The following is a 22416-nucleotide window of genomic DNA, read 5'->3' on the forward strand; positions in this document are numbered from 1 at the left end:
CATCGCTTTAGTTATAGCAAGATAAAAGTGAGGCAAAGATGAAGTCAATGTTAGCTAACTCTCGGCATCTGCCTAAACATCAGGGCTTTATTCTCTATAACGCCCTGAGTTTTCAGCTGGTGTGGTGGTCTAGCGTGCTTTGGCTTAACAGCTCACTGCTGCTTACTATCCCTTTGTTATTGATTCACTTTATCTTGTTAGCCGCCTTAGGTAAGCACGAGTATCACCAAGTGGATTTACAATTAATGCTCAAGGTTGCCGCCCTAGGGATAGGCATTGACACTGTGCTGTCGGTTTTAGGACTGTTCGAGTTTGCAACCTTACCTTGGTGGCTTGGCTGTTTATGGCTGCACTTTGGCTTGAGTTTGAATCATAGCTTGGCCTTTATGCGACCCTTACCGCTGATGTTTCAGGCGTTACTCGGAGGAATATTTGGCGCGTTAAGCTATGTCGCGGGCGCACAGTTTAATGCGGTTAATTTACCCTACGGTAATGTCATTTCTGCTGTGGTGTTATGTTTTGTTTGGCTAGTCTTGCTGCCATTTTTAATCCAACTTGCTAATTCCTATGGCGTTAATCGAAGCACTAAGGCTCGCTCTGTTACTGTTTTGAATTTAAGTAGCTTAAGTTTATTGGCGCTCGGTTTATTGACCGCACCTTTAAAAGCATTAGAGGCGAAAACGCCTGATTTTGAGAATATTAGTATCGAGTTGAATGATACCGCCGATGTGACACAGACTTTTTTGGAGGTGGGGCGCGGAGAAATGGATTGGCTGTGGTTTAGTTTGTATAAGGCGAGACTGATGACGGTAACTGGCCGTTATCAAAAGGGGCAATATCCTCTGCTGTTAGATATTGAATATTATCGAGATATAGTCTTTGAAGATCTGTTAGAGGCGACAAAGGATCAATGGCAGCATTTAGCGTTTGCCGAAAATGATATCCAGCGTTGGCTCAGTTTATTAACCGCCACTTGGCCAGATGTGAAGCAGGGCGACCATTTAAGTTTTAAGGTTATGGATGGGCAAACGAGTCAGTTTTTCTTTAATCATCAACCACTCGATATTATCCACGATGCTGATTTTGCGGAGGCATTTTTAGCGATTTGGTTATCGAAAGACACTAGCCGTCCGAGTTTGCGGGCGCAATTACTCGGAGAAAAACCATGCGATTGTTAGCTGGGCTTATCGGTCGAAAGTTATTGTTAGGCCTGATCATAATAGGGCTGCTATCGAGTTGCTCATCGGTGGAAGTGACAGATTATAAAGACACTCACCCAACACTGGTGTTGGAATCATTCTTTAATGGGTCATTAACAGCGTCTGGGATAGTGCATGATTTTAGTGGCAAAGTGATCCGCAAATTCAATGTCACTATGGAAGCCAGTTGGCAGGGAAACGAGGGCGTCATTAATGAATGGTTTGTCTATGACGATGGCGAAACTCAAACCCGAGTGTGGCGCATTAAAGCACTAGGGGAAGGGCGATACTCGGGAACTGCGGGTGACATTATCGGCACCGCCGATGGTCAATCTAGCGGTAGTGCGCTACGTTGGAAATACGATATGTTATTGCCCGTGGATGGCGATGAGTATCAAGTTCATTTTGACGATTGGATGTTCTTAGTGAATGACAATACCATTATAAATCAGAGTGATATTATTAAGTTTGGCATCACAGTCGCCCAGGTGACTTTAGTGATCCAAAAATAAGAACAGCCAATTTTGTTTGATTTGAGTGAATGATAAAAAACACTGAGTGCTAAGGAGTGCACGACTTAGTTTATCGTTAACCGCTTGTCCTTACTGTGACTTTAAGTTTCATTAAGGACAATGCGTTAGAAAACAGTAGCAACCTCAATTAAGTATTGAAGTTGCTAGGGAAAATAAGAAGAACTAGCCAGCTTGACGACTGTTATCAACGAATTTTTTATCGTAATACTCGAAGGGAAATAGATTACGGATCCTTTGCTTCACATTGTCACTCACATTGGCAGAAATATGTAAGCGTACATCTCCAGATTTTTCCGCCCTTATTGTACAAGTCAGTTTTTCGGTTTTAGCAATGTGGCGGCATTCGCGCTCGAAGCGCTCAGGGATCTTGCCCTTATGTTGGGTCATACGGCCATCTTTAAAATGCATTTCAAAAATCGTGAGCCCCTTTTTGCCGCTAAATATCAGCTTGTAAACCAGAAATAAGCCAATCACAACAAAAATGAGTTTGAAAATATCGGCTGTCATAATGCCTCCTATCTTATGTTTATAGAGCAAAGATACTCTGGAGTGAGGTATTTTAACAGTGCGCTAACACGCAATTTTGAATTGGCTATAAAAGGGTTTCAGCCTAAACTTAATTGTCCAAGGAAAACTCACCCCCAGTTAAGGAAAACACTATGTACTTATCAAATGCGGATCGTTGGTCATTATTATGTAAGATGCAAATCGATGTTCTCGATAAACTTTCTATGCATTTCCCCGAGAGAAAAGCATACCTTAGTGAACTGACTCAAGGGTGGCGCCATGTTCAACATCAAGTGCAAGCCGGTGATAGGCCTATGCCACTCGAATTAAACAAATAAACTAGTAGTAAGTCAGTTGGCTCTGCTCTGAACATTTCAAACTATCAGAGATAAAATATTTAAATTTCAGAGACAAAAAAGCCACTCGTTTGAGTGGCTTCGTTGTTTATATGGTGCCAGTACTAAGAGTCGAACTCGGGACCTACTGGAATTATCGAGAGTAAGTCAGTTGCGCGGCAAGGGGTTGAGTACTCTTGCTGATGTAAAACCATCACCTGTGGATATAACCAAATTTCAGAGACAAAAAAGCCACTCGTTTGAGTGGCTTCGTTGTTTATATGGTGCCGGCACCAAGAGTCGAACTCGGGACCTACTGATTACAAGTCAGTTGCTCTACCAACTGAGCTATGCCGGCTAAACTTTTACTGCAAAATAGTGGTGCCCGAACCCGGAATCGAACCAGGGACACGAGGATTTTCAATCCTCTGCTCTACCGACTGAGCTATTCGGGCAACTAAACTAAGCGTTAGTTGACTACTGCGAACCTGCTGCATAAAGCCGCCTCGTTCGAAGTGCGGCTATATTAGCTAGTGAGTTTCACCTCTGCAAGTGCTTTTTCCTGACAAATAACTCGTTCGGCTGTTTAATGCACATCTTGGATGTTTTTTATCTACTACTTGACGAATTCGGGCCAATTTCATTGGTTAGTTGTATTTTTTAAGCAGAAGGATACTGATGTTTACAAATAGATTTGTGCTCATAAATCTCGATTTCGGGTCTATTTTCTAAAATTTCGAAAGATATGAGCGATTTTTACTGATTTTAGTTTTTAAATTTAGATTTATGATAATGAACATTATTTCATCTATGGTATGAGAAATCGCGGGTATGGAGTCGCAGTATGTTTCGAAATAGTCAGTTGTCTTATGGATTGATTGCCATTGCGACCCATTGGGTTAGTGCTTTAATCGTAATAGGCTTGTTTGCAGTCGGTGTGTGGATGGTGGAGTTAACCTACTACAGCGCTTGGTACAAGACAGGGCCGCATCTACATAAAAGCATAGGAATTTTACTCTTGGCAGTGACTTTACTACGGTTGTTGTGGCGCTTAGTGAACCCTAAACCCGCACCAGAGGCGGATCATAAACAGTGGGAAAAGCAGGCGGCCCATATTGCGCATTTAGCTATTTATGCCTTGCTGCTGATGATCATGTTTACAGGGATTTTAATTTCAACGGCAGAAGGTCGGGGAATTATGGTGTTTGACTGGTTTGAACTACCAGGATTTGGACCTTTGTTTGAAAACCAAGCTGATATAGCGGGCGATATCCACCAATACGCAGCTTATAGCTTAATTGCACTCGTCGTGATCCACGGTGCAGGTGCATTAAAGCATCACTTTATCGATAAAGACGCAACTCTACTCAAAATGATTAAATTTAATCGAGGATAATACAATGAAAAAGCAACTGTTAAGCGCACTGGTTGGTGCATCTCTATTGGCTCCGATGGCGGCTTCAGCGGCGGACTATGTCATTGACCGTGAAGGAGCACATGCCTCTATTACCTTTAAAGTGAGCCACTTAGGTTATAGCTATGTCGTTGGTCGTTTTAATGATTTTAGTGGTGACTTTAGTTATGACGCGGCTAAACCGACTGAAGCTAAAGTGAATGTGACTGTAAATACCTTAAGCGTGGATTCAAACCACGCCGAGCGTGATAAACATATTCGCAGCGAAGATTTCCTTAATACTGGCAAATTCGCTAAAGCGACCTTTGCATCTACTTCGGTGGAAGATAAAGGAAATGGCGATTTAGTGATTAATGGCAACTTAACCTTAAATGGTGTCACTAAGCCATTAGCGATTAATGCCCATGCCGTGGGTGAAGGCCAAGATCCTTGGGGTGGTTACCGTGCCGGTTTTACTGGCACCACCACCTTCGCGATGAAAGATTTCGGTATCAAAATGGATTTAGGCCCAGCGTCTAGCCATGTTGAGTTAGATTTAGTGGTTGAAGGTGTGCGTAAGTAACGCTCAGTTATTCTTCACGAGATGAATAAACAAAAAAGCGCCGAAAGGCGCTTTTTTGTGAGCTTTATCGTTAAGTTAACGACAATAATTAATCTTGGTCTTTTTCAGGCACAAAGCCTTCAATTTCAACTTCTTTACCTTCAAAGAGGAAAGAGGTCATTTGTTCTTCAAGAAACTTACGATCATCAACATTCATCATATTGAGTTTTTTTTCGTTGATCAGCATGGTTTGCTTTTTTTGCCATAGGCCCCAAGCTTCTTTGCTGACGTTATCAAAAATGCGCTTACCTAAATCACCTGGATACAGTTGAAAGTCTAGGCCGTCGGCTTCTTTATTTAAATATACGCAATTGACTGTACGCGCCATGATTATTCCTTACTGACTGCGGATTGAACGAGTGTTCCCAAATTGGCTAGCACGCGCTCGGTGGCGGCGGCGAGTCCCACTTTGGAAGGATGACTTATGTTATACCAGAGAGACTGGTTTTGTTCCATGACAGCGCCCACGCTCTGCTTATTGCCGTGGCTGTTATCTAAATTAAGCATCATGGGCTGAATATCTAAATGAAAGTGGCTAAATGTGTGCCTAAAGCCAGTTAACCATTCGAGTTGCTGCGCAGCAAACCCTTGCTCTTCGATATGGGTTTCGAGTGCGACTTGAGTGGCAAACTCAGGGAAACACCAAAGTCCGCCCCAAATTCCCGCTGGTGGACGTTTAGCTAAAAAGACTTGGTTGTCTTGCATCAGTACCAACATCCACGCCGCTTTGGTCGGTATGGTTTTTTTAGGCTTTTTACCGGGGAAGTCGGTTTGTCTACCAATGAGCTGAGCTTTGCAATCAATAGCGACTGGACAGGCGGCGCAGTTAGGTTTGCTACGAGTGCAAATACTGGCGCCAATATCCATCATGGCTTGATTATATTTCTGAATATTTTGCTGCGGTGTATACGTATCGGTCAGCTGCCAAAGCTGTTCTTCAACGTTTTTTTGCCCCGGCCAACCTGCTATAGCGCCGTGTCTTGCTAACACGCGTTTGACGTTACCGTCGAGGATCGGGTGATGTTGCCCAAGTGATAGTGACAATACCGCACCAGCCGTCGAGCGACCAATGCCAGGCAGAGCCAGTACTTGCTCAAAATCCGTTGGAAATAATCCCTGATAATCATCACGGATCATCTTGGCGGCTTTATGCAGATTACGCGCCCTAGCGTAATAACCAAGGCCAGTCCAATGATGCAACACCTCATCATCTGGCGCGTTAGCGAGTGCTAACACATCGGGGAAACGCGCCATGAATTTAAGGTAATAGGGAATAACAGTCGCAACCTGAGTTTGTTGTAGCATGATTTCAGAAACCCATACGCTATATGGGGTTTTATCCTGCTGCCAAGGGAGGGTTTTACGACCATGATTGTCGTACCAAGAGACGATACGTGTAGCAAAGGAGGCTGTAGATTTCATCGGCGCAGTGTAGCGGCAGTTATCTTCTTAGACAAGCTCAAAAGACAAGTGAATAAGGGCTAAAAAGTCGAAAATCACCGCTAAATTCGCACTCTCAAATAATCTTGGTATACTTTGGCGCCATTAGTGCTTGCACTGTATGTTGAACTTTGGATAATGCCCTTCTTTTATTATGGTGCTGTCCACGAGACGAGGCAAAAATGAGCGAAGTCACTACCGCTGAATTTAATGAAGAAGGCAAGTATCTGCGTAAGATCAGAAGCTTTGTCCTAAGAGAAGGTCGCCTAACTAAGGGGCAGGCACATGCCATTGAAAGCCAGTGGCCAACCATGGGCTTAGATTACAGCCCAACGCCATTGGTACTGAGCGACGTTTTTGGCCGTGAGGCTGATACTGTGCTGGAAATTGGCTTTGGCATGGGCGCCTCTTTAGTGCAAATGGCTAAAGACGCACCAGAGCAAAATTTTATTGGTATTGAAGTGCATAAACCAGGTGTCGGTTCTTGCTTAAGTGATGCCGCCATTGCGGGTGTGACTAATCTACGGGTCTATCATCACGATGCGATGGAAGTATTAGAGCATGCAATTGCCGACGGTTCATTAGCCCGAGTGCAATTGTTTTTCCCCGATCCTTGGCATAAAAAACGTCACCATAAGCGCCGCATAGTCCAAGCCGAATTTGCTGAACTTATTCGCCGTAAACTAAAAGTTGGCGGCGTGTTCCATATGGCGACAGATTGGGAAAACTATAGCGAACACATGCTCGAAGTGATGAATGTGGCGCCCGGTTATAAAAACCAATCGGCAGATGGCACTGTGGTGCCACGTCCTGATCACCGCCCATTGACAAAGTTTGAAGCCCGCGGCCATAGATTGGGTCATGGGGTATGGGATCTGATGTTTGAGCGTATCGCTTAATCTAGCACTCTCATTTTTATTAATTTTTTAACACAACGGGGAAAGTCACTATGGCAACTAATCGTAGCCGTCGTTTACGTAAGAAAATGCGCGTTGATGAATTCCAAGAGTTAGGTTTTGATATGGCTTGGACTTTTGATGCATCAGTATCTGAAGCCGATATCGATGCAACGGTAGATAAATTCATCGATGAAGTGATTGAAGCCCGCAAATTAGGTTTCCACGGTGGCGGTCATATCGAATGGGAAGGCATTATCGCAACCCAAACGATCGGCAAATGCACCGAAGAAGATATTGCTGCAGTTAAGGCATTCTGGGCGAACCAAAAAGTTTCTCAGGTTGAAGTTAGCGAACTGTACGACATTTGGTGGAGTTAATGCCCGAGTTGGCATTACTTGAGGAAGTGGTCGACAAAGTTCGACCCTTGCTCGGCCAAGGAAAGGTTGCAGATTATATCCCCGCACTGGCCAGCGTTGATGCTGGTAAATTAGGCATTGCCATCACAACTGTTGATGGTGAAACCTTAGGTGCGGGCGATTACCTTGAGCCGTTTTCAATTCAAAGTATCTCTAAAGTTTTCAGCTTAACCTTAGCCTTAAACTTATATGAAGAGGCCGAAATCTGGAGCCGTGTTGGCAAAGAGCCTTCGGGGCATTCCTTTAATTCTCTTGTCCAAGTCGAGTTAGAACGTGGCAAGCCGCGTAACCCCTTTATCAATGCTGGCGCGTTAGTGATTGCTGACTTATTGCAGAGTCGTTTAGGTGCGCCTAAACACAGGATGCTTGAGTTAGTCAGGCAACTAAGCCAAAACGATAAAGTGTGTTTCGATAAACAAGTGGCGGATTCAGAATATCAGCATAGTGCGCGCAATGCGGCTATCGCTTATTTGATGAAGTCCTTTGGTAATTTTCAAGGCGATGTCGATACAGTGCTGCGCACCTATTTTCATTATTGCGCCCTAAAGATGAATTGTGCTGACTTGTCTAAGGCCATGTTGTATTTGGCTAATCGCGGCAAAACTTTGGATGGTACTGAACTAATTTCTCAGGTGCAAACTCGGCAACTGAATGCGCTGTTGGCGACTTCGGGCTTATACGATGGTGCGGGTGAATTTGCCTATCGTGTTGGTATGCCGGGTAAAAGTGGTGTAGGTGGTGGGATTATTGCGGTTATCCCTGGCGAGTTATCCATATGTGTTTGGTCACCTGAACTCGATAATCAAGGCAACTCCCTTGCGGGTACCGCTATGCTGGAGCATTTAAGCCAGCGTCTTGGCCGATCTATCTTCTAGCTTTATTTCCCATTTTTATTAGCACTAATCGGCTAAAAGTTAGTGAATTTCACTATTTGTTCTTTAGTGCTAATTTTATAAGTATTTAATAATCAATAGCTTAAATAGTTGGCATGTCTTCTGCAAATCATCTTTTAGTTGTTAAATTTTATCGATCTTCATATCAAAGGATGACCAAAAATGAAAATAAATAAGCTGATGATGGGTTTAGCTGTGTCTGGAATGATTTTCACAGTATCGACTTTACAACTCGCTCAAGCGAAAACTGAGCCGAATACCGATGACCGCTGTGACGTGTCTTTAAATTATGATGTGAAGATCGAACCTAAAAATTAGTTATGAGCGAGAAGGGCACTGAGAAGTATCGCATAGAAGCCGATAAGTTATTTGTAGAGGGTAAACAAGTTAACTTAACCGATAAACAAAAAAGCTAGTGACCCAATACGCCGATGAAGTCTCGACGCAAGTGCCTGAAGTGATTGAAATCGTGAACGAGGCTGTCGCTCTGGCTTCCCAAGCTGTGAGTATGGCATTAACACCTTTAATGGGTGATGCAGCCGGTGCTAAGCTCGATGAAATGATGGCTGGCGTGCAGAAACGTGTTGATTCAGTGGCCTACAAGCATGGCGATAGTTTCTATTTAGGGGCAACGGAAGACTCGATGCAGAACACCTTTAATGATGAATTCGAGCAGGAAATGGAGCAAATTGTCCAGAATTCAATTGGCACCATTATGATGACTATAGGTGGCCAAATCATGTCGGGTGACGGTGATAGTTTTGAAGCCAAGATGGATGCCTTCTCCCAAAAAATGGATAACTTAGGCCAAGATATAGAGCAACAAATTGAGGCCCAATCTAAGGGGCTAGAAGCAAAAGCCGACCGTTTATGTGACCGATTTGAAGAGCTGTTAGTGCTTGAAAACCAATTGCGTAAGGAAGTACCTGAATTAGCCTCCTATGCTTTGACACAAAACTCATCCAGTGAGCTGCGTGAATGACAGTTTAGTGAGTGACCATTCACTCTAAGTACTCAATCTTTGAGATCCAAAGCCCTAGCTACGGTAATCGTACTAGGGCTTTGGCGTTATAGGGGAATATGGGCATTGATATGAGCGATATGGTGGTGCTTGCGGCTATTTAGTATGGAATGTTACAGTCTAAAGACTAATGTTTGGTATACTCTTAAAATATAATGAAAAGCTGACCATCCAGTCAGATAAAATACTCTACTTCAGCGGACTTTTTCGGTCTAAATCTCTGCAATAAATACATTTTGCCATGGGATATTAATGCAAAATTGAGTATGCAGCTATTTTATGCTGTATTCCTGTGTTATACCGAAAGTTAATATCATTGTCGTAAACTGCTTAAGGCGACTTTCAATGTTAGAACTGTTAGAACCTATTGCGATTTTTACTCATGTGGCCAGAGCTGGTAGTTTTAGCTCCGCCGCAAGAAGGCTTGGGATCTCTAAGTCTAAGGTCAGTACGCAGGTAGCCGATCTTGAACATAGACTTGGTGTTCAATTAATCCAACGTACCACTCGAAGCTTAAGTCTGACTGAAGCTGGACATTTGTTATATCTGCAAGGGGAAGAGCTACTGCGTGATGCTGAGCAGGCAATTGCAAGTGTTCATAATTTGAACGACGCTACCCGAGGGGTGCTGAAAGTGGGTATATCCCAGTCTTTTGGCGCTATGCATATTATTCCAGCCTTACCATCCTTTATGGCGAAACATCCTGAACTCGAACTGCAGGTGAGTTTACTTGACCATAAGGTGGATGTGGTGAGTGAAGGTCTTGATTTACTGCTTACTATGTCAGAACAATTGCCTTTGGGAATGGTTGCAAGACCCTTAATGAAGTGCCAATTCCTCCTCGTTGCTTCCCCGGATTATGTTGCCAAGCATGGAGAACCGACTCGTCCTGAACAATTGGTTGACCACAATTGTTTAGTCTATCAAGGCGAGTGGCATGAACACAGTATGTGGCAATTTAGGAAGGGTGATGATTACTGTGAAATTGGGGTGTCAGGGAATTTCAGGGTTGATAATGCCCCTGCATTAAAATCTGCGGCTATTAGTGGCCTAGGTATTGTGTATTTAGCCAGTTATTTGATGGAAGATGAGATCACTAAGGGGACCTTAGTGCCTTTGTTAAAGGATTGGCAATTGACCCACCACTTACCTTTGCAAGCGGTTTATCCACGTCGTAAGCACCTTGCTCCTAAGGTCAGTGCCTTTATCGAATTTATCAAAGATCACATAGGAAATCCGCCCTATTGGGATATTCCCTACGCTGAACTCTTTAGTAAACGTCAGTAAAAATGAAAACATTGTTCTCAAAATCAGTCTTATGTGGTTCTGGTTGGTTTTTGTTGTTAATTTTTGTTTGTTAATCAGTTGGTTATGTTTTGTTTGTTGGTATATTGGCGTTCGATTTTTTAGGGGTTTCTAAAGCATGCTTGTTAAGTGCACTTGAACTCTGTTCTTATTTGAATACAATGGCGACAGCTGATTTGGAATGACCTGAGTCCTATACTCATATTGGAAATGACCCCTTTCGATATGGCTGTACAGGTTGGCAGAAATGCAGTTCTAGATCACCGCCAGCAGAAGTTTTCGAACTAAAACAATGTTGGCTTTTAAACCATCATCCTAGTTTTTGGTTTACCTCAGCCCTATAGCTGAGGTAATTTTTTCTGGTGGTTTAGTTCTGGGACAAGTTTTGTCTCTCTGTACCCTAAAGTCGCATCGAGTATTGAGTTTTTGAAATTAATACATCAAATATAGTGACCCACAGTGAGATAGGGTTTTATTATCAAATAGGTAATAAATCCAATAAAAAAGCCACGGAGTACGTGGCGTTTTTTATTGGGCTCTATTCGTCCCATGTAAGGTTCATCGGAGGCACTTCCCTATGCCTCCCTATCAGTTGCTATCAGGCCTTATTTTTACTGGCAATCCATTGGTCAACTTGCTCTTCGAGTACATCTAATGGCAATGCGCCGTTCGCTAGTACTAAAGTATGAAAGTCCCTAATATCAAATTTATTACCAAGCTGTTGCTCTGCTTTATGCCTTAGTTCCAGTAGTTTAATCATCCCCACTTTATAGGCCGTCGCTTGAGATGGCATAACGATATGGCGTTCAACCATTTTCACGGCATCCGATTTAGCATTTGGCGTATTATCCACGTAATAGGCTATACCTTGCTCGCGGGTCCACTTTTTGGCGTGGATACCTGTATCTACGACTAAGCGGCATGCACGCCACAGCTCCATTGCTAGGCGACCAAAGTCAGAATAAGGATCGGCATAGAGTTCCATTTCTTTCGGGAAAGATTCGCTATATAAACCCCAGCCCTCGATATATGCGGTATAGCCACCAAACTTACGGAATTTAGGAATATTTTGCAGTTCTTGGGAAATGGCGATCTGCATATGATGACCAGGAATACCTTCGTGGTAGGCCAACGCCTCCATTTGGTATTTGGGCATGGCTTTCATGTCATATAGGTTTGCATAGTAGCTACCTGGACGCGAACCATCCGGTGCCGGTTGCTCATAGAAGGCTTTGCCTGCTGATTTTTCCCTAAAAGCTTCAACCTGTTTCACTATCATGGCGGCCTTAGGTTTTACTTTGAACACTTCATCTAAGCGCGATTTCATATTGTCGATGAGCTTAGTCGCCTCGGCTAAATAAGCGGCTTTGCCTTCGGCGGTATTGGGGTAGTAGAACTGGGGATCGTCACGCATAAAGCTAAAGAATTGCTGTAAATCGCCGTTAAAATTGACCTTCTTCATAATGGCGCGCATTTCATTGTGGATACGTTCCACCTCTGAAAGACCTAAGTCATGGATTTGATCGGCGGTCATATTGGTCGTGGTAGTACGGGCCAAGGCATTATTGTAGAAGACGGCTCCGTTAGGAAGCTTCCACGCACCATCGCGGTCATCAGCTTTAGCTGCTAAGGTTTTGACGTAACTGATGAGCTTGTTATAGGCGGGTTCTACTTGAGTAACTAGTGCTTGCTCAGCCTGTTTAAGTAGTGCTTGCTTCTCTGTTTCTTGGATCGCTAATGCGTTCACTTTACGGCGAAAATCTGCGAGTAGCGCGCTATCGTCGCCCTTATCAAAGGGCGCACCTTTGATAATGTTCTGGCTGTCTGAAATTACATAAGCGAATACGAACTTAGGCGCGATAATGCCTTTATCTGCGCGAACGGCTAATACTGTCTGTAATTGACTTAAGCGTTTGGGCACGCCATTTAAGCGGTTGATATAGGCCTTGGCATCGCTGACATCTGTGATTTGATGTTGGTTAATCAAGAAGGAGGCGATCATAGAGTGGCCGCCATACATCTGATTCACAGGGTAATTATGGTAGCGCCATTGGTCATCTTCGATGTCATTTTGCAGATTTTGTTTTAGTAAGGTAAGGCTAAGGTTTGTTTGTGGGTCGAGTTTGTCCGCATCAATCTGATTGACCTGTGCCAGTTGTTTTTTCGTGCGCGCTAGGGCGTTATCATCGGCTGTATCACCCAGTTCATCCCATTTATCATAGTCTTGCTTGATCCCCATATAGGTTTGCGAAATGGGGCTTGCCATGATGTTTTCCATGAAGATGGTTTCGAACAAGGCATTGGCTTTTTCTGACTCAGTTTGCGTTACCGCATTCACTGGTTCGCTTGCACTGTGTAAAGCTGGCGAGGTTGGTGCGGCATACGCGGGAATGGTCAACAGCGCTGAAAGGGTCAGTGCGACTAAGCTGATTTTCGTTTTTATTGGCATGATCAGGCTTCCTAGATTGAGTTGCATCAATTCTAAAGAAGCTAAGTAAGAATGTATGAATATTAATGTTAGAAAATGTGTTAGCAGTAATAGTATTAAACTGCGCCATTGACCACTAACACATTATTTATATAGCTATTTTAACAACAGGCTTAGCAGAATTGTGTCAGTAAATCATTCACAAACATATGACCTTTACTGGTTAATTGCCAATGTTCGGTCGATTCTGTGAGTAACCCTCGCTGTTTAGCCTTTTCCATTCCTTCGGCCAGTGTGTCTCTGTGTTGTCCGGTGCGCAGTTCAAATTCTTGCTTAGGGATTGGGGTCATCAGGCGCAGACGATTCATTAAATATTCGAGCGCGCGGTCTTCCTCTGCAACGTCAATCGATTCGAAGGTGTAGTTGCTGGCACTCAGGTAACCCTTGGGATGCTTAATTTTTACCGTGCGTATGATGCGGTTTTCCTCTGGCAAGGTCACCTTGCCGTGGGCACCGCAACCTATACCTAGATAATCACCAAACTGCCAGTAGTTAAGGTTATGCCGACATTGGTAACCGGGTTTCGCATAGGCGGATATTTCGTATTGCTCATACCCTAATTCGGCCAGCTTTTGTTGACCTTGCTCATAGATATGCCAGAGCGCTTCGTCATCGGGCAGCTGCGGTGGTTTTGAGTGGAATAGGGTGTTGGGTTCTATCGTCAACTGATACCAAGACAGGTGGGGAGGATTGAGCGCCGCAGCGGTGTCAATATCGGCCATGGCTTCAGCAAAACGTTGGTTCGGTAATCCATGCATTAAATCGAGGTTAAAACTTAAATATCCCGCTTGGCTGGCTTTTTGAGCGGCGATTTGTGCCTCGTTTTGATCGTGAATACGCCCGAGTAAATTGAGCTTATCCTTAGAAAAACTCTGCACCCCGATAGATAAACGAGTGACACCGGCTGCACGGTAAGCGCTGAAGTCATCGTGTTCTAGGGTGCCAGGGTTGGCTTCCATGGTGATTTCGATATTATCACTAAAGGGGATCAGCGCATTAGCACCATCGAGTATGCGTTTGATTTGCGATGCATCGAATAAGGATGGTGTGCCACCGCCAATAAAAATGGTATGAATTTTTCGACCTTGGACCAGATGTAAATCTTGGCGTAAGTCTTCCAGAAGCGCATCAACATAGGCCTGCTGTGGCAGCTCACCATTTTGACCATGGGAGTTAAAGTCGCAGTAGGGGCACTTTTGTACGCACCAGGGAATATGGATATACAGGCTGAGTGGTGGCAGTTCGAGTTTCATCGCAGTAGTCACGGCAGTTGACGACATTATTGTGCATTCCCGCCGGTTAACACGCCTTGGGCTTGCATTGCGGCTAAGAGTTGTACTAGGGCTTTGCCGCGATGGCTTAAGGCATTTTTCTCGTTGCTGCTCAGCTCTGCCGCGCTACATGGATAATTTTCAGGGATAAAAATTGGATCGTAACCATGGCCATTGTCGCCGCGTTGTTCGTAGCCAATTTGCCCTTCCCAGGAGGCTTGGCAAATAATCGGGGTGGGATCTTTGGCGTGGCGCATATACACCAATACACATTGGAATCTGGCTGTGCGAGGGGCAGGACTGTCTTTTAATGTTTCAAGCAACTTCAGCACATTATCTTGATCTTTGGCGGCTTCACCTGCGTAGCGAGCCGAATAAATACCTGGAGCGCCTTGGAGTAAGTCCACTTCTAGGCCTGAGTCGTCCGCAATCGCGGCAAGGCCGGTGATTTGAGCCGCGTGCCTTGCCTTGATAATGGCGTTTTCCACAAAGGTAGTGCCCGTTTCCTCGACGTCACTGACGTTAAATTGGTTCTGCGGCAGCACTTTTACACCATAAGTGGCTAGCATTTGATCAAATTCGGCGAGTTTACCTTTGTTACCACTGGCGAGGACAATCTGTTGCATGGAACACCTATATCATTGGGGCGACTTATACTGCGGCAATGATACCCAAGCTCAGGGTTAAAGGACAGCGAAAGGGGCCGGACGATGTGGTTTTACATCGCCCGAATAGGGATTGTTGAGGTGCTATTCGACGTAAAATTTTTGTTTAAACTGCAGGTTGGTATTGAGTTCATTACCGTGTTTGATGGCGATATTGAAGTTGATCTCTTGATCGTCTCGGTAAGGCACTTCTGCAATGTAATAAATAGCATTACCTTCGCGGATTTCTCTAAATTTCAAATCAATACGTGCATCTAACAGGTTATTAGCTACGCCTGTAATGTCAACGGGAACCGCTGGTGAGTCCGTTGCACTCGTATCTAATACGGCGATATTGATGATCCCCGTATAGCTGCTGCGTTCGATGCCGTAGGACTTAGCTATGCTAGGAGTTAAAAATGTGCTGCCTAATGCCATGTAATGAATATCAAAATTACCGACAGTTTCTTTTTGTTCGGCGTTTGCTACGCCGCATAGACTTGCGGTTAACGCAAGCAGTAAGAGGAGGTGACGAAACATGATTGGATACCTTCATATTAGTGGAGTCTTGAGTATATACCCAAGCTACTTCAAGATACGAGTTTCAGGGCGCCTAGGGTGCTTCAATTCAAGGCGTATCAATGACAGAATGTCGACTACCTTTTGAATTGATGCAACACGGAAGTGGAGTGCCTAGGCGCTCCGTCCCGGTGGGTTTTAACGCACTTTTATGTCGTGCTGGCTATTTTTAACTTAGCCCACTAAGTCTGCTAATAGCCGCCCTGCCTAAAGTGCGTTAAATTCCCGCTGAATCCTGCATCTTGAGGTTGTTTGGGTATACAGGGCCTATGGCTTCCAAAGGAATTTTTTACTAATACATATTCGCGCTTATTCAATCAAGGCATTGACTTCGGGTGGAATAAGTTTTGGTGCAATAATGCGAACTTGTTTGTGGCGGCCAAGTTCACCCTTTAGGATGTGAACATCACTTTTAGGGACTTTAAACGCTTTAGCTAAATACTTGCTCAAGTGCGCATTGGCCTTACCATCGATGGGCGGTGCTGTGATGGCAACTTTGAGCTCATCGCCATGCAGCCCCACTATTTGATCTCGACTCGCCTTAGGTTGAATATACAGATTAAGCAGCAAGTCGCCTTGCTGCAAAATAATAGCACTCATCAAATGATTGCCCAGTAAGGGACATATTGAGCGAGCAGCATGTTGATGAAGTTCATGCCAATAATAACAACCATTACGGACAAATCTAACCCGCCGATAGGGGGGATAATACGCCTAACGGGGGCTAAAACAGGCTCTGTTAGTTGGTCCATAATCATCACTATGGGGTTATAGCCTTGATTAAACCAGCTTAAAATGGCGCGAATGATCAGCATCCAAAAGAGCAGTACTCCCGCTTTTTTTACCACAGACACTAAGGCAAATACGAGAAACAGCAGAATATCAAATCCACCACCAGCAATAAGGCTTATTAGCAATAATTTTGCGATAACAACGAGTAGGGCGAGCACGAAAGAGGCGGTATCGAATCTCCCCACAGAAGGGAGCACTCGGCGCATCGGCGCGATAAGGGGGTGGGTGGCCTTTACGATAAACTGACTGAAAGGATTGTAAAAGTCGGCTCTAGCCAATTGTAGCCAGATCCGCAATATCACCACCATTAAATACAAATCAAAGAATGTGTTGATTAAAAAGGTTAATGCATTCATCGATATTTCTGCCTATGTGAGTTCGATAAAAAAAGCGTTAAAGCTAAAATGTTGCAGCCATTTCCTCTGCACGGTTAATGCAATTTTCCATGGCTTTTTTCACTAATCCCCGCATATCGGCGGCCTCAAATGTCGCAATGGCTTGGGCAGTGGTTCCGCCCTTTGATGTGACATTTTCCCTTAGATTACCAAGAGTAAGATTCGGGTTTTGTTTGGCCATCATAGCAGCGCCGAGGGCTGCTTGCTGTACTAAACTTCTGGCTTTTGCTTCATCCATTCCCATTTGTTTACCCGCATCTATCATAGACTCCATCAGCAGGAAGAAATAAGCAGGCGAACTGCCAGCCAGTGCGATCACTTTATTAATATCCGCTTCTTCATTCACCCAGACGATGTCGCCACCGCTTGACATGAGACGCTCACAGATGGCTTTTTGCTCTGCAGACAGGGATTGAGGTGCAAAGAGCCCTGTCATACCAACCCCTATTTGCATTGGGGTATTCGGCATTGCGCGGATAAGGGTAACGGACTGCGCGAGGTATTCGCTATAACGGCTCGCCTTAATGCCTGCTGCAATAGTGATGACTAACTTCTGTGATAGATCCACCGTCTGTAAGGCTTCACATACTTGCTGCATCAACTGCGGTTTCACTGATAACACTATGACATCGGCATTTTTGGCGGCGATTAAATTATCTTGAGAAACTAAAACCCCAAAATCGGCCTCGAGTGCATCTAACTTACCTTGGCTTGGATTTGTGGCTTGAACAAGCCTTGCGGGATAGCCACTGCGGATTAAGCCACTAATGATGCTGCGGGTCATATTACCTGCGCCGATAAAGCAGATTTTCTGTTGATCCATGTGATTCTCGTTTGTTGATTAATCGCTTAATGTTGTTTTTGTTTGCCATTAAGCGATAGAGCCCTAATGGGAGTATATTAAGTGAGTCTTACTACAGTATTTGGGCGCTAGGTTGTAAAAACAAGGCTAGCAGCCGAGTTGATTGTCCTAAGCTATCTACGGCATCAGGCTGAATAATCGCGTTCACCAAAGATTGCACTCCCAATGCGTACCATAGTCGAGCCGCAGGTTATCGCTGTGTCGAGGTCATTGCTCATGCCCATTGAGAGAGTATCAATATGGGGATAATGGTGCTTTAACTCTTCAAATAATTCTTTTAGCTTAGTGAATTCTTGCACTTGTAGCGCTGAGTTTTCTGTTGCTGTGGGAATGGCCATCAATCCCCTGAGGGTTAAGTTAGGGAGCTGGGTGATTAATTGTGCGAGCGGCAACATTTGTTCGGCATCTATGCCTGATTTGGTCGATTCATTACTGATATTGATTTGAATACACACATTAAGTGGTGCCATTGAGATAGGACGTTGCTCATTGAGGCGTAGGGCGATTTTGTCCCGTGATACCGTGTGCATCCAGTCAAAATATTGGGCGACGATATTGGTTTTATTCGATTGTAGTGGTCCAATAAAATGCCACTCAATATCGGGATAGCTTTCCTTCAATTCGAGAATTTTTGCCATCCCCTCTTGGACATAGTTTTCACCAAAGTCACGTTGTCCGGCATGATAGGCTGCTATAATGTCTTCAATGGGTTTGGTCTTGCTGACTGCAAGTAAACGAATGCTGTTAGGTAGGCGTGCACATTTTTGCGCCGCTTGCGCGATCCTATGCTGGGCGATTGCGAGTCTGTCTGCTATTGTTGTCATGATGTAATTATCTGGTTGCTAGGATATCCCAAACTATGGAAATCACTGAGTTATTAGCCTTTAGTGTAAAACACAAAGCCTCGGATCTACACCTCTCTGCAGGGATATCTCCCATGATCCGTGTCGACGGTGAAGTGAGAAAAATTAACCTGCCGGCGCTCGATCATCAGGGCGTACACAGTTTAGTGTACGATATTATGAATGATAAACAGCGCAAGGACTATGAAGAGCATTTAGAAATCGACTTTTCCTTCGAAGTCCCTAATTTAGCCCGTTTCCGGGTGAACGCATTTAATCAATCCCGCGGCGCTGCGGCGGTTTTTCGTACCATTCCCAGCGAGATTTTGTCACTCGAGCAGCTAGGTGCTCCCGAGATTTTTAAAAAAATCTCTAGTTTTCCCAGAGGGTTAGTCTTAGTTACTGGGCCTACAGGTTCGGGTAAGAGTACCACACTTGCGGCCATGGTGGATTACATCAATGAAAACCGCCATGACCATATCTTAACGATTGAAGATCCTATCGAATTCGTTCACCAAAATAAGCAATGCCTGATCAACCAGCGGGAAGTTCACCGCCATACCCACAGTTTTAATGCCGCACTGCGCAGTGCACTGCGTGAGGACCCCGACGTGATCCTCGTCGGCGAGATGCGAGATCTTGAAACGATTCGCCTTGCGATGACCGCTGCCGAAACTGGCCACTTAGTCTTTGGTACTTTGCATACTACCTCGGCAGCTAAAACCATCGACCGTGTGGTTGACGTATTCCCTGCCGGTGAGAAAGACATGGTGCGCACTATGCTATCAGAGTCATTACAGGCGGTTATTTCACAAACGCTGATTAAAAAAATCGGTGGTGGCCGTGTGGCCGCCCACGAAATTATGATGGGCACGCCTGCGATTCGTAACTTAATCCGCGAAGATAAAGTGGCGCAAATGTACTCGGCAATTCAAACGGGTATGGCCCACGGGATGCAAACATTGGAACAATGTTTACAGAATCTAGTCAACCGCGGCCTCATCACCCGTGAGGACGCTATGTCTAAGAGTTCAAACAAACAAGCGACATTTTAAGGATTTATGATGGATGTGCGTCCGTTTTTAAAAGTCATCGTTGAGCGAAAAGCCTCGGATTTGTTTATTACCGCAGGCTTTCCGCCGAGCGCGAAAATAGATGGTGAGTTACGCCCCCTCGCTGAGAGTGCATTTACGCCTGCGCAGTCCTTGGACTTTGTTGAGTCCCTGATGACGGAAGCGCAAAAGAAAGAGTTTCATACTAGCCGTGAATGTAACTTTGCCTTTGCAGCAAAGGAACTTGGACGTTTCCGGGTGAGTGCTTTTTGGCAGCGGGAATCCCCGGGTTGTGTCATGCGCCGAATCGAGACAAAAATCCCTGAAGTGGATGATTTAAAACTTCCGCCGATTCTTAAAGATCTTGTCATGAGTAAGCGTGGGTTGATCATCATGGTGGGTGGTACTGGTACGGGTAAATCAACCTCGCTTGCCGCTTTAGTCGGTTACCGTAACGCCCATGCCCGTGGTCATATTTTGACCATTGAGGACCCTGTTGAATTTGTTCATGATCATCGAAAAAGTATCATTACCCAGCGTGAAGTTGGGATTGATACAGAGTCTTTTGATGCGGCACTAAAAAGTTCACTTCGCCAGGCTCCCGATGTGATCTTGATTGGTGAGATCCGTACTCAAGAAACCATGGAATTTGCCCTCTCGTTTGCCGAGACCGGCCACCTTTGTATGGCTACCTTGCATGCGAACAACGCTAACCAAGCACTCGATCGGATCATGCATTTAGTACCCGAGAGTAAACATCAGCAGTTACTGTTCGATTTATCCTTGAATTTGCGTGGCATTGTGGCGCAGCAACTGATCCCTAAAGTCGATGGGACTGGGCGACGAGCAGCCATTGAGGTGTTAATTAACACCCCTAGGGTGGCGAGTTTAATTGCCAAAAATGAGCTGCATTTACTGAAAGAAACCATGGCCAAATCGAATGAGCAAGGTATGCAGACATTCGATCAGGCTCTGTTAAAACTCTATGTCGATGGTGAGATTAGTTATGCCGATGCCCTGCACCATGCCGACTCACCTAACGATTTACGCTTGATGATTAAGCTGCAAAATAAAGAACCTAACAGTTCAAGCTTTATGGAAGGTGTCACTTTGGATATGGATTAATCAGAGTTTAATCCGCTAAGCAGCTCTTTATGGGCTGCTTTTTGTTTATGTTTTCAGATTATCGCTCGGCTCAATCGGTTCTACCTCATCGCTATGTTGTCGTTAACCATAGCTTTTATTTTTAAATTTAATATGATCTTTACTTAGCGGCTGTGCGTAATGCACTGGTAAAGGAGAGAGTAATGCATAAATTCACCCTAGCACTAACGGCAATGACAAGCTTATTGAGTGTCCATGCCATGGCGGTAACTTGTCCAAGCTATCTTGATCTGAACGTGCGTAAATTACACTCAGAAGAGCAGATTAATCTATGTGAATTAACCCAAGGTAAGCCTGTGCTTATTGTTAATACCGCCAGTAACTGCGGTTATACCCCGCAGTTTAAAGCTCTCGAAGCACTCCATAAAGAGTATAAAGACAAAGGCTTAGTCGTGATTGGTTTCCCGTCAGATGATTTTTTCCAAGAGGAAAATGACGAAAAAGACACGGCTAAAGTGTGTTATATCAACTATGGCGTGACTTTCACTATGTTAGCGACCTCAGCCGTTCGGGGAAGCGATGCGAATAGTGTTTTCAAATATTTAGCCGAAAAAACCGGATCGCCAAAATGGAACTTCTATAAGTATGTTGTCAGCGGCGATGGCACCGTTGTTCAGCAATTTAATTCTAAGGTTAAGCCAGATAGTACTGAACTTAAGCAGGCAATCGAATCGGTTCTATAATGGTGTCGCCATCATAAATTAGTCACTCATTAACATGTATTAAGAGGCTGTTTTGACAAAATTTTTAGGGATTTCTAAAGAAAGTGGTCATGCTAAGCGGGGTAAGGTTGGTGTGCTGCTATTAAATTTAGGGACACCGGATGCGCCCACAGCATCTGCTGTAAGACGTTACCTCGCGGAGTTTTTGTCTGATCCCCGAGTGGTTGAAATTCCTAAATTGATTTGGATGCTGATCCTACATGGGATAGTGCTGCGAGTACGCCCAGCCAAATCCGCTGCACTGTACCAAAAAGTCTGGACAGAAGCGGGTTCACCTCTGATGGACATAAGCCTACGGCAAACGGCAAAATTGGCGGATAAATTAGCGAGCGATGGTCAAGAGGTTGTTGTCAATTTAGCGATGCGTTATGGAAACCCTTCGGTAGCAAGCACTTTGCAGCAAATGCATCGTAATGGTGTCGATAAACTTGTTGTGTTACCTCTATATCCGCAATATGCGGCGCCAACGACGGGATCCGCCTTCGATGCCATAGCAACAGAATTATCCCAGTGGCGTTATATTCCATCTCTGCACTTTATTAATACCTACCATGACAATCCTGATTTTATTACTGCACTTGCCGATAGCATTCGGGCCGATTTCGATGCCTATGGCAAACCCCAGAAGTTAGTACTGTCTTACCATGGAATGCCTGAGCGAAATCTGCATTTAGGCGATCCCTATTATTGTTTTTGCATGAAAACCACCGCATTAGTGACGGAAAGACTAGGCTTGAGCCAAGACGAATTTGTGATGACATTCCAATCCCGCTTCGGCAAGGCAACATGGTTACAACCCTATACTGATGCCACAATCAAAGCTCTGCCGAGTGAGGGGATACGGGATGTGGCGATAGTCTGTCCCGCATTTAGTGCTGATTGTTTAGAGACCTTAGAAGAGATAGTGGGTGAGAACGGCCATATTTTTGCGAAGGCGGGGGGGGATAAGTTCCGCTATATTCCCGCGTTGAATGACAGTGATGCACATGTGGCTATGATGGCAAACTTAGTGAAGCCGTATTTATAGCCTGAAAATGTGTAT

At 44.6% G+C, this 22416-nt stretch carries 24 protein-coding genes, 2 tRNA genes and 2 pseudogenes; 15 read left to right on the forward strand and 13 right to left on the reverse strand.

Annotation, left to right across the window (positions count from 1 at the left end; translation table 11 throughout):
• Positions 1-38: 38 nt before the first annotated feature.
• The 3 genes and pseudogenes from SOHN41_RS20570 to SOHN41_RS04850 all read left to right on the forward strand — a co-directional run.
• Positions 39-608: pseudogene (locus SOHN41_RS20570) on the forward strand (DUF2878 domain-containing protein); the annotation flags it as partial.
• Positions 609-1178, forward strand: a complete 570-nt coding sequence (locus SOHN41_RS20575) for a chalcone isomerase family protein (RefSeq protein WP_086017343.1) — start codon at positions 609-611, stop codon at positions 1176-1178.
• Positions 1166-1711, forward strand: a complete 546-nt coding sequence (locus tag SOHN41_RS04850; protein ID WP_007646213.1) for a DUF3833 domain-containing protein — start codon at positions 1166-1168, stop codon at positions 1709-1711. Before SOHN41_RS20575 ends, SOHN41_RS04850 begins: the two co-directional genes overlap by 13 nt.
• Positions 1712-1894: 183 nt before the next feature.
• Here SOHN41_RS04850 and SOHN41_RS04855 read toward each other — a convergent pair whose 3' ends face one another.
• The gene (locus SOHN41_RS04855) at positions 1895-2239 is read right to left on the reverse strand and encodes a DUF3634 family protein (RefSeq protein WP_007646215.1); all 345 of its coding nucleotides are present in this window, start codon (positions 2237-2239) and stop codon (positions 1895-1897) included.
• 152 nt (positions 2240-2391) lie between these two features.
• Here SOHN41_RS04855 and SOHN41_RS04860 point away from each other — a divergent pair, with 152 nt between their 5' ends.
• Positions 2392-2577 (forward strand): hypothetical protein, encoded by a 186-nt coding sequence (locus SOHN41_RS04860; RefSeq protein WP_007646218.1) that lies wholly within the window; start codon positions 2392-2394, stop codon positions 2575-2577.
• Between the two features lie 279 nt (positions 2578-2856).
• Here SOHN41_RS04860 and SOHN41_RS04865 read toward each other — a convergent pair.
• Positions 2857-2932, reverse strand: a tRNA-Thr gene (locus SOHN41_RS04865).
• A gap of 21 nt (positions 2933-2953) precedes the next feature.
• Positions 2954-3029, reverse strand: a tRNA-Phe gene (locus SOHN41_RS04870).
• Between the two features lie 389 nt (positions 3030-3418).
• Here SOHN41_RS04870 and SOHN41_RS04875 point away from each other — a divergent pair.
• Both SOHN41_RS04875 and SOHN41_RS04880 read left to right on the forward strand, forming a co-directional pair.
• Positions 3419-3970 carry a cytochrome b gene (locus SOHN41_RS04875; protein WP_007646220.1) on the forward strand — a complete coding sequence of 184 codons (552 nt, stop codon included), beginning with the start codon at positions 3419-3421 and terminating at the stop codon, positions 3968-3970.
• A 4-nt stretch (positions 3971-3974) separates the two neighbouring features.
• Positions 3975-4550, forward strand: a complete 576-nt coding sequence (locus SOHN41_RS04880) for a YceI family protein (RefSeq protein ID WP_007646222.1) — start codon at positions 3975-3977, stop codon at positions 4548-4550.
• Between the two features lie 88 nt (positions 4551-4638).
• On the opposite strand, the gene SOHN41_RS04885 is transcribed toward SOHN41_RS04880, so the two are convergent.
• Together SOHN41_RS04885 and mutY are read right to left on the reverse strand one after the other, a co-directional pair.
• Complete coding sequence (locus SOHN41_RS04885) at positions 4639-4917, reverse strand: oxidative damage protection protein (RefSeq protein WP_007646224.1); 279 nt, start codon at positions 4915-4917, stop codon at positions 4639-4641.
• 2 nt (positions 4918-4919) lie between these two features.
• Positions 4920-6011: an A/G-specific adenine glycosylase gene (mutY, locus tag SOHN41_RS04890; protein WP_007646227.1), complete on the reverse strand. Its 1092-nt coding sequence runs from the start codon at positions 6009-6011 to the stop codon at positions 4920-4922.
• Between the two features lie 200 nt (positions 6012-6211).
• Here mutY and trmB point away from each other — a divergent pair, with 200 nt between their 5' ends.
• The 5 genes and pseudogenes from trmB (at position 6212) to SOHN41_RS04915 (ending at position 10545) form a co-directional block, all read left to right on the forward strand.
• Positions 6212-6928, forward strand: a complete 717-nt coding sequence (gene trmB, locus SOHN41_RS04895) for a tRNA (guanosine(46)-N7)-methyltransferase TrmB (RefSeq protein ID WP_007646229.1) — start codon at positions 6212-6214, stop codon at positions 6926-6928.
• A 50-nt stretch (positions 6929-6978) separates the two neighbouring features.
• Entirely contained in the window at positions 6979-7305 is a 327-nt protein-coding gene (locus SOHN41_RS04900; RefSeq protein WP_007646234.1) for a YggL family protein, read from the forward strand.
• Positions 7305-8219 carry a glutaminase B gene (glsB, locus tag SOHN41_RS04905; protein WP_007646236.1) on the forward strand — a complete coding sequence of 305 codons (915 nt, stop codon included), beginning with the start codon at positions 7305-7307 and terminating at the stop codon, positions 8217-8219. The genes SOHN41_RS04900 and glsB overlap by 1 nt, the downstream gene beginning before the upstream one ends.
• Positions 8220-8399: 180 nt before the next feature.
• A pseudogene (locus SOHN41_RS04910) lies at positions 8400-9219 on the forward strand (YggN family protein).
• A gap of 384 nt (positions 9220-9603) precedes the next feature.
• Entirely contained in the window at positions 9604-10545 is a 942-nt protein-coding gene (locus SOHN41_RS04915; protein ID WP_007646239.1) for a LysR family transcriptional regulator, read from the forward strand.
• A 616-nt stretch (positions 10546-11161) separates the two neighbouring features.
• On the opposite strand, the gene SOHN41_RS04920 is transcribed toward SOHN41_RS04915, so the two are convergent.
• From SOHN41_RS04920 to SOHN41_RS04955, 8 genes are all read right to left on the reverse strand, one after another.
• Positions 11162-13012, reverse strand: coding sequence for a DUF885 domain-containing protein (locus tag SOHN41_RS04920; RefSeq protein WP_007646241.1), 1851 nt, complete (start codon positions 13010-13012; stop codon positions 11162-11164).
• 152 nt (positions 13013-13164) lie between these two features.
• Positions 13165-14331: a radical SAM family heme chaperone HemW gene (gene hemW / locus SOHN41_RS04925; RefSeq protein WP_007646242.1), complete on the reverse strand. Its 1167-nt coding sequence runs from the start codon at positions 14329-14331 to the stop codon at positions 13165-13167.
• Entirely contained in the window at positions 14331-14948 is a 618-nt protein-coding gene (gene rdgB, locus SOHN41_RS04930; protein ID WP_007646243.1) for an RdgB/HAM1 family non-canonical purine NTP pyrophosphatase, read from the reverse strand. The genes hemW and rdgB overlap by 1 nt, the downstream gene beginning before the upstream one ends.
• 123 nt (positions 14949-15071) lie before the next feature.
• Positions 15072-15506 (reverse strand): DUF4426 domain-containing protein, encoded by a 435-nt coding sequence (locus tag SOHN41_RS04935; RefSeq protein ID WP_007646244.1) that lies wholly within the window; start codon positions 15504-15506, stop codon positions 15072-15074.
• Between the two features lie 348 nt (positions 15507-15854).
• Positions 15855-16145: a DUF167 family protein YggU gene (gene yggU / locus SOHN41_RS04940; RefSeq protein WP_007646245.1), complete on the reverse strand. Its 291-nt coding sequence runs from the start codon at positions 16143-16145 to the stop codon at positions 15855-15857.
• Positions 16145-16693: a YggT family protein gene (locus SOHN41_RS04945; RefSeq protein ID WP_007646247.1), complete on the reverse strand. Its 549-nt coding sequence runs from the start codon at positions 16691-16693 to the stop codon at positions 16145-16147. Before SOHN41_RS04945 ends, yggU begins: the two co-directional genes overlap by 1 nt.
• A 43-nt stretch (positions 16694-16736) precedes the next feature.
• Positions 16737-17555 carry a pyrroline-5-carboxylate reductase gene (gene proC, locus SOHN41_RS04950; protein WP_007646248.1) on the reverse strand — a complete coding sequence of 273 codons (819 nt, stop codon included), beginning with the start codon at positions 17553-17555 and terminating at the stop codon, positions 16737-16739.
• A gap of 164 nt (positions 17556-17719) precedes the next feature.
• Positions 17720-18418: a YggS family pyridoxal phosphate-dependent enzyme gene (locus SOHN41_RS04955; protein WP_007646254.1), complete on the reverse strand. Its 699-nt coding sequence runs from the start codon at positions 18416-18418 to the stop codon at positions 17720-17722.
• A gap of 35 nt (positions 18419-18453) precedes the next feature.
• On the opposite strand from SOHN41_RS04955, the gene SOHN41_RS04960 reads away from it, so the two are divergent.
• The 4 genes from SOHN41_RS04960 to hemH all read left to right on the forward strand — a co-directional run bounded on the left by SOHN41_RS04960 (position 18454) and on the right by hemH (position 22401).
• Positions 18454-19491 (forward strand): type IV pilus twitching motility protein PilT, encoded by a 1038-nt coding sequence (locus SOHN41_RS04960; protein WP_007646255.1) that lies wholly within the window; start codon positions 18454-18456, stop codon positions 19489-19491.
• 9 nt (positions 19492-19500) lie between these two features.
• Positions 19501-20613 carry a PilT/PilU family type 4a pilus ATPase gene (locus tag SOHN41_RS04965; protein ID WP_007646256.1) on the forward strand — a complete coding sequence of 371 codons (1113 nt, stop codon included), beginning with the start codon at positions 19501-19503 and terminating at the stop codon, positions 20611-20613.
• Between the two features lie 182 nt (positions 20614-20795).
• Positions 20796-21335, forward strand: a complete 540-nt coding sequence (locus SOHN41_RS04970; RefSeq protein ID WP_007646257.1) for a glutathione peroxidase — start codon at positions 20796-20798, stop codon at positions 21333-21335.
• A gap of 52 nt (positions 21336-21387) precedes the next feature.
• Positions 21388-22401 (forward strand): ferrochelatase, encoded by a 1014-nt coding sequence (hemH, locus tag SOHN41_RS04975; protein ID WP_007646258.1) that lies wholly within the window; start codon positions 21388-21390, stop codon positions 22399-22401.
• Positions 22402-22416: the final 15 nt, after the last annotated feature.

The sequence above is a fragment of the Shewanella sp. HN-41 genome (assembly GCF_000217915.1).
Taxonomy (GTDB): Bacteria; Pseudomonadota; Gammaproteobacteria; order Enterobacterales; family Shewanellaceae; genus Shewanella.

Excerpts from the sequence above, each read along its gene's own strand:
- SOHN41_RS04915 (WP_007646239.1), top strand. The coding sequence starts at position 9,604 with ATGTTAGAACTGTTAGAACCTATTGCGATTTTTACTCATGTGGCCAGA.
- mutY (WP_007646227.1), bottom strand. The coding sequence starts at position 6,011 with ATGAAATCTACAGCCTCCTTTGCTACACGTATCGTCTCTTGGTACGAC.
- SOHN41_RS04935 (WP_007646244.1), bottom strand. The coding sequence starts at position 15,506 with ATGTTTCGTCACCTCCTCTTACTGCTTGCGTTAACCGCAAGTCTATGC.
- SOHN41_RS04850 (WP_007646213.1), top strand. The coding sequence starts at position 1,166 with ATGCGATTGTTAGCTGGGCTTATCGGTCGAAAGTTATTGTTAGGCCTG.
- SOHN41_RS04860 (WP_007646218.1), top strand. The coding sequence starts at position 2,392 with ATGTACTTATCAAATGCGGATCGTTGGTCATTATTATGTAAGATGCAA.
- hemW (WP_007646242.1), bottom strand. The coding sequence starts at position 14,331 with ATGTCGTCAACTGCCGTGACTACTGCGATGAAACTCGAACTGCCACCA.
- rdgB (WP_007646243.1), bottom strand. The coding sequence starts at position 14,948 with ATGCAACAGATTGTCCTCGCCAGTGGTAACAAAGGTAAACTCGCCGAA.
- SOHN41_RS04955 (WP_007646254.1), bottom strand. The coding sequence starts at position 18,418 with ATGACAACAATAGCAGACAGACTCGCAATCGCCCAGCATAGGATCGCG.
- SOHN41_RS04900 (WP_007646234.1), top strand. The coding sequence starts at position 6,979 with ATGGCAACTAATCGTAGCCGTCGTTTACGTAAGAAAATGCGCGTTGAT.
- trmB (WP_007646229.1), top strand. The coding sequence starts at position 6,212 with ATGAGCGAAGTCACTACCGCTGAATTTAATGAAGAAGGCAAGTATCTG.
- SOHN41_RS04960 (WP_007646255.1), top strand. The coding sequence starts at position 18,454 with ATGGAAATCACTGAGTTATTAGCCTTTAGTGTAAAACACAAAGCCTCG.
- SOHN41_RS04945 (WP_007646247.1), bottom strand. The coding sequence starts at position 16,693 with ATGAATGCATTAACCTTTTTAATCAACACATTCTTTGATTTGTATTTA.
- SOHN41_RS04885 (WP_007646224.1), bottom strand. The coding sequence starts at position 4,917 with ATGGCGCGTACAGTCAATTGCGTATATTTAAATAAAGAAGCCGACGGC.
- SOHN41_RS04880 (WP_007646222.1), top strand. The coding sequence starts at position 3,975 with ATGAAAAAGCAACTGTTAAGCGCACTGGTTGGTGCATCTCTATTGGCT.
- SOHN41_RS04965 (WP_007646256.1), top strand. The coding sequence starts at position 19,501 with ATGGATGTGCGTCCGTTTTTAAAAGTCATCGTTGAGCGAAAAGCCTCG.
- SOHN41_RS04920 (WP_007646241.1), bottom strand. The coding sequence starts at position 13,012 with ATGCCAATAAAAACGAAAATCAGCTTAGTCGCACTGACCCTTTCAGCG.
- proC (WP_007646248.1), bottom strand. The coding sequence starts at position 17,555 with ATGGATCAACAGAAAATCTGCTTTATCGGCGCAGGTAATATGACCCGC.
- SOHN41_RS04855 (WP_007646215.1), bottom strand. The coding sequence starts at position 2,239 with ATGACAGCCGATATTTTCAAACTCATTTTTGTTGTGATTGGCTTATTT.
- yggU (WP_007646245.1), bottom strand. The coding sequence starts at position 16,145 with ATGAGTGCTATTATTTTGCAGCAAGGCGACTTGCTGCTTAATCTGTAT.
- SOHN41_RS04970 (WP_007646257.1), top strand. The coding sequence starts at position 20,796 with ATGCATAAATTCACCCTAGCACTAACGGCAATGACAAGCTTATTGAGT.
- SOHN41_RS04875 (WP_007646220.1), top strand. The coding sequence starts at position 3,419 with ATGTTTCGAAATAGTCAGTTGTCTTATGGATTGATTGCCATTGCGACC.
- glsB (WP_007646236.1), top strand. The coding sequence starts at position 7,305 with ATGCCCGAGTTGGCATTACTTGAGGAAGTGGTCGACAAAGTTCGACCC.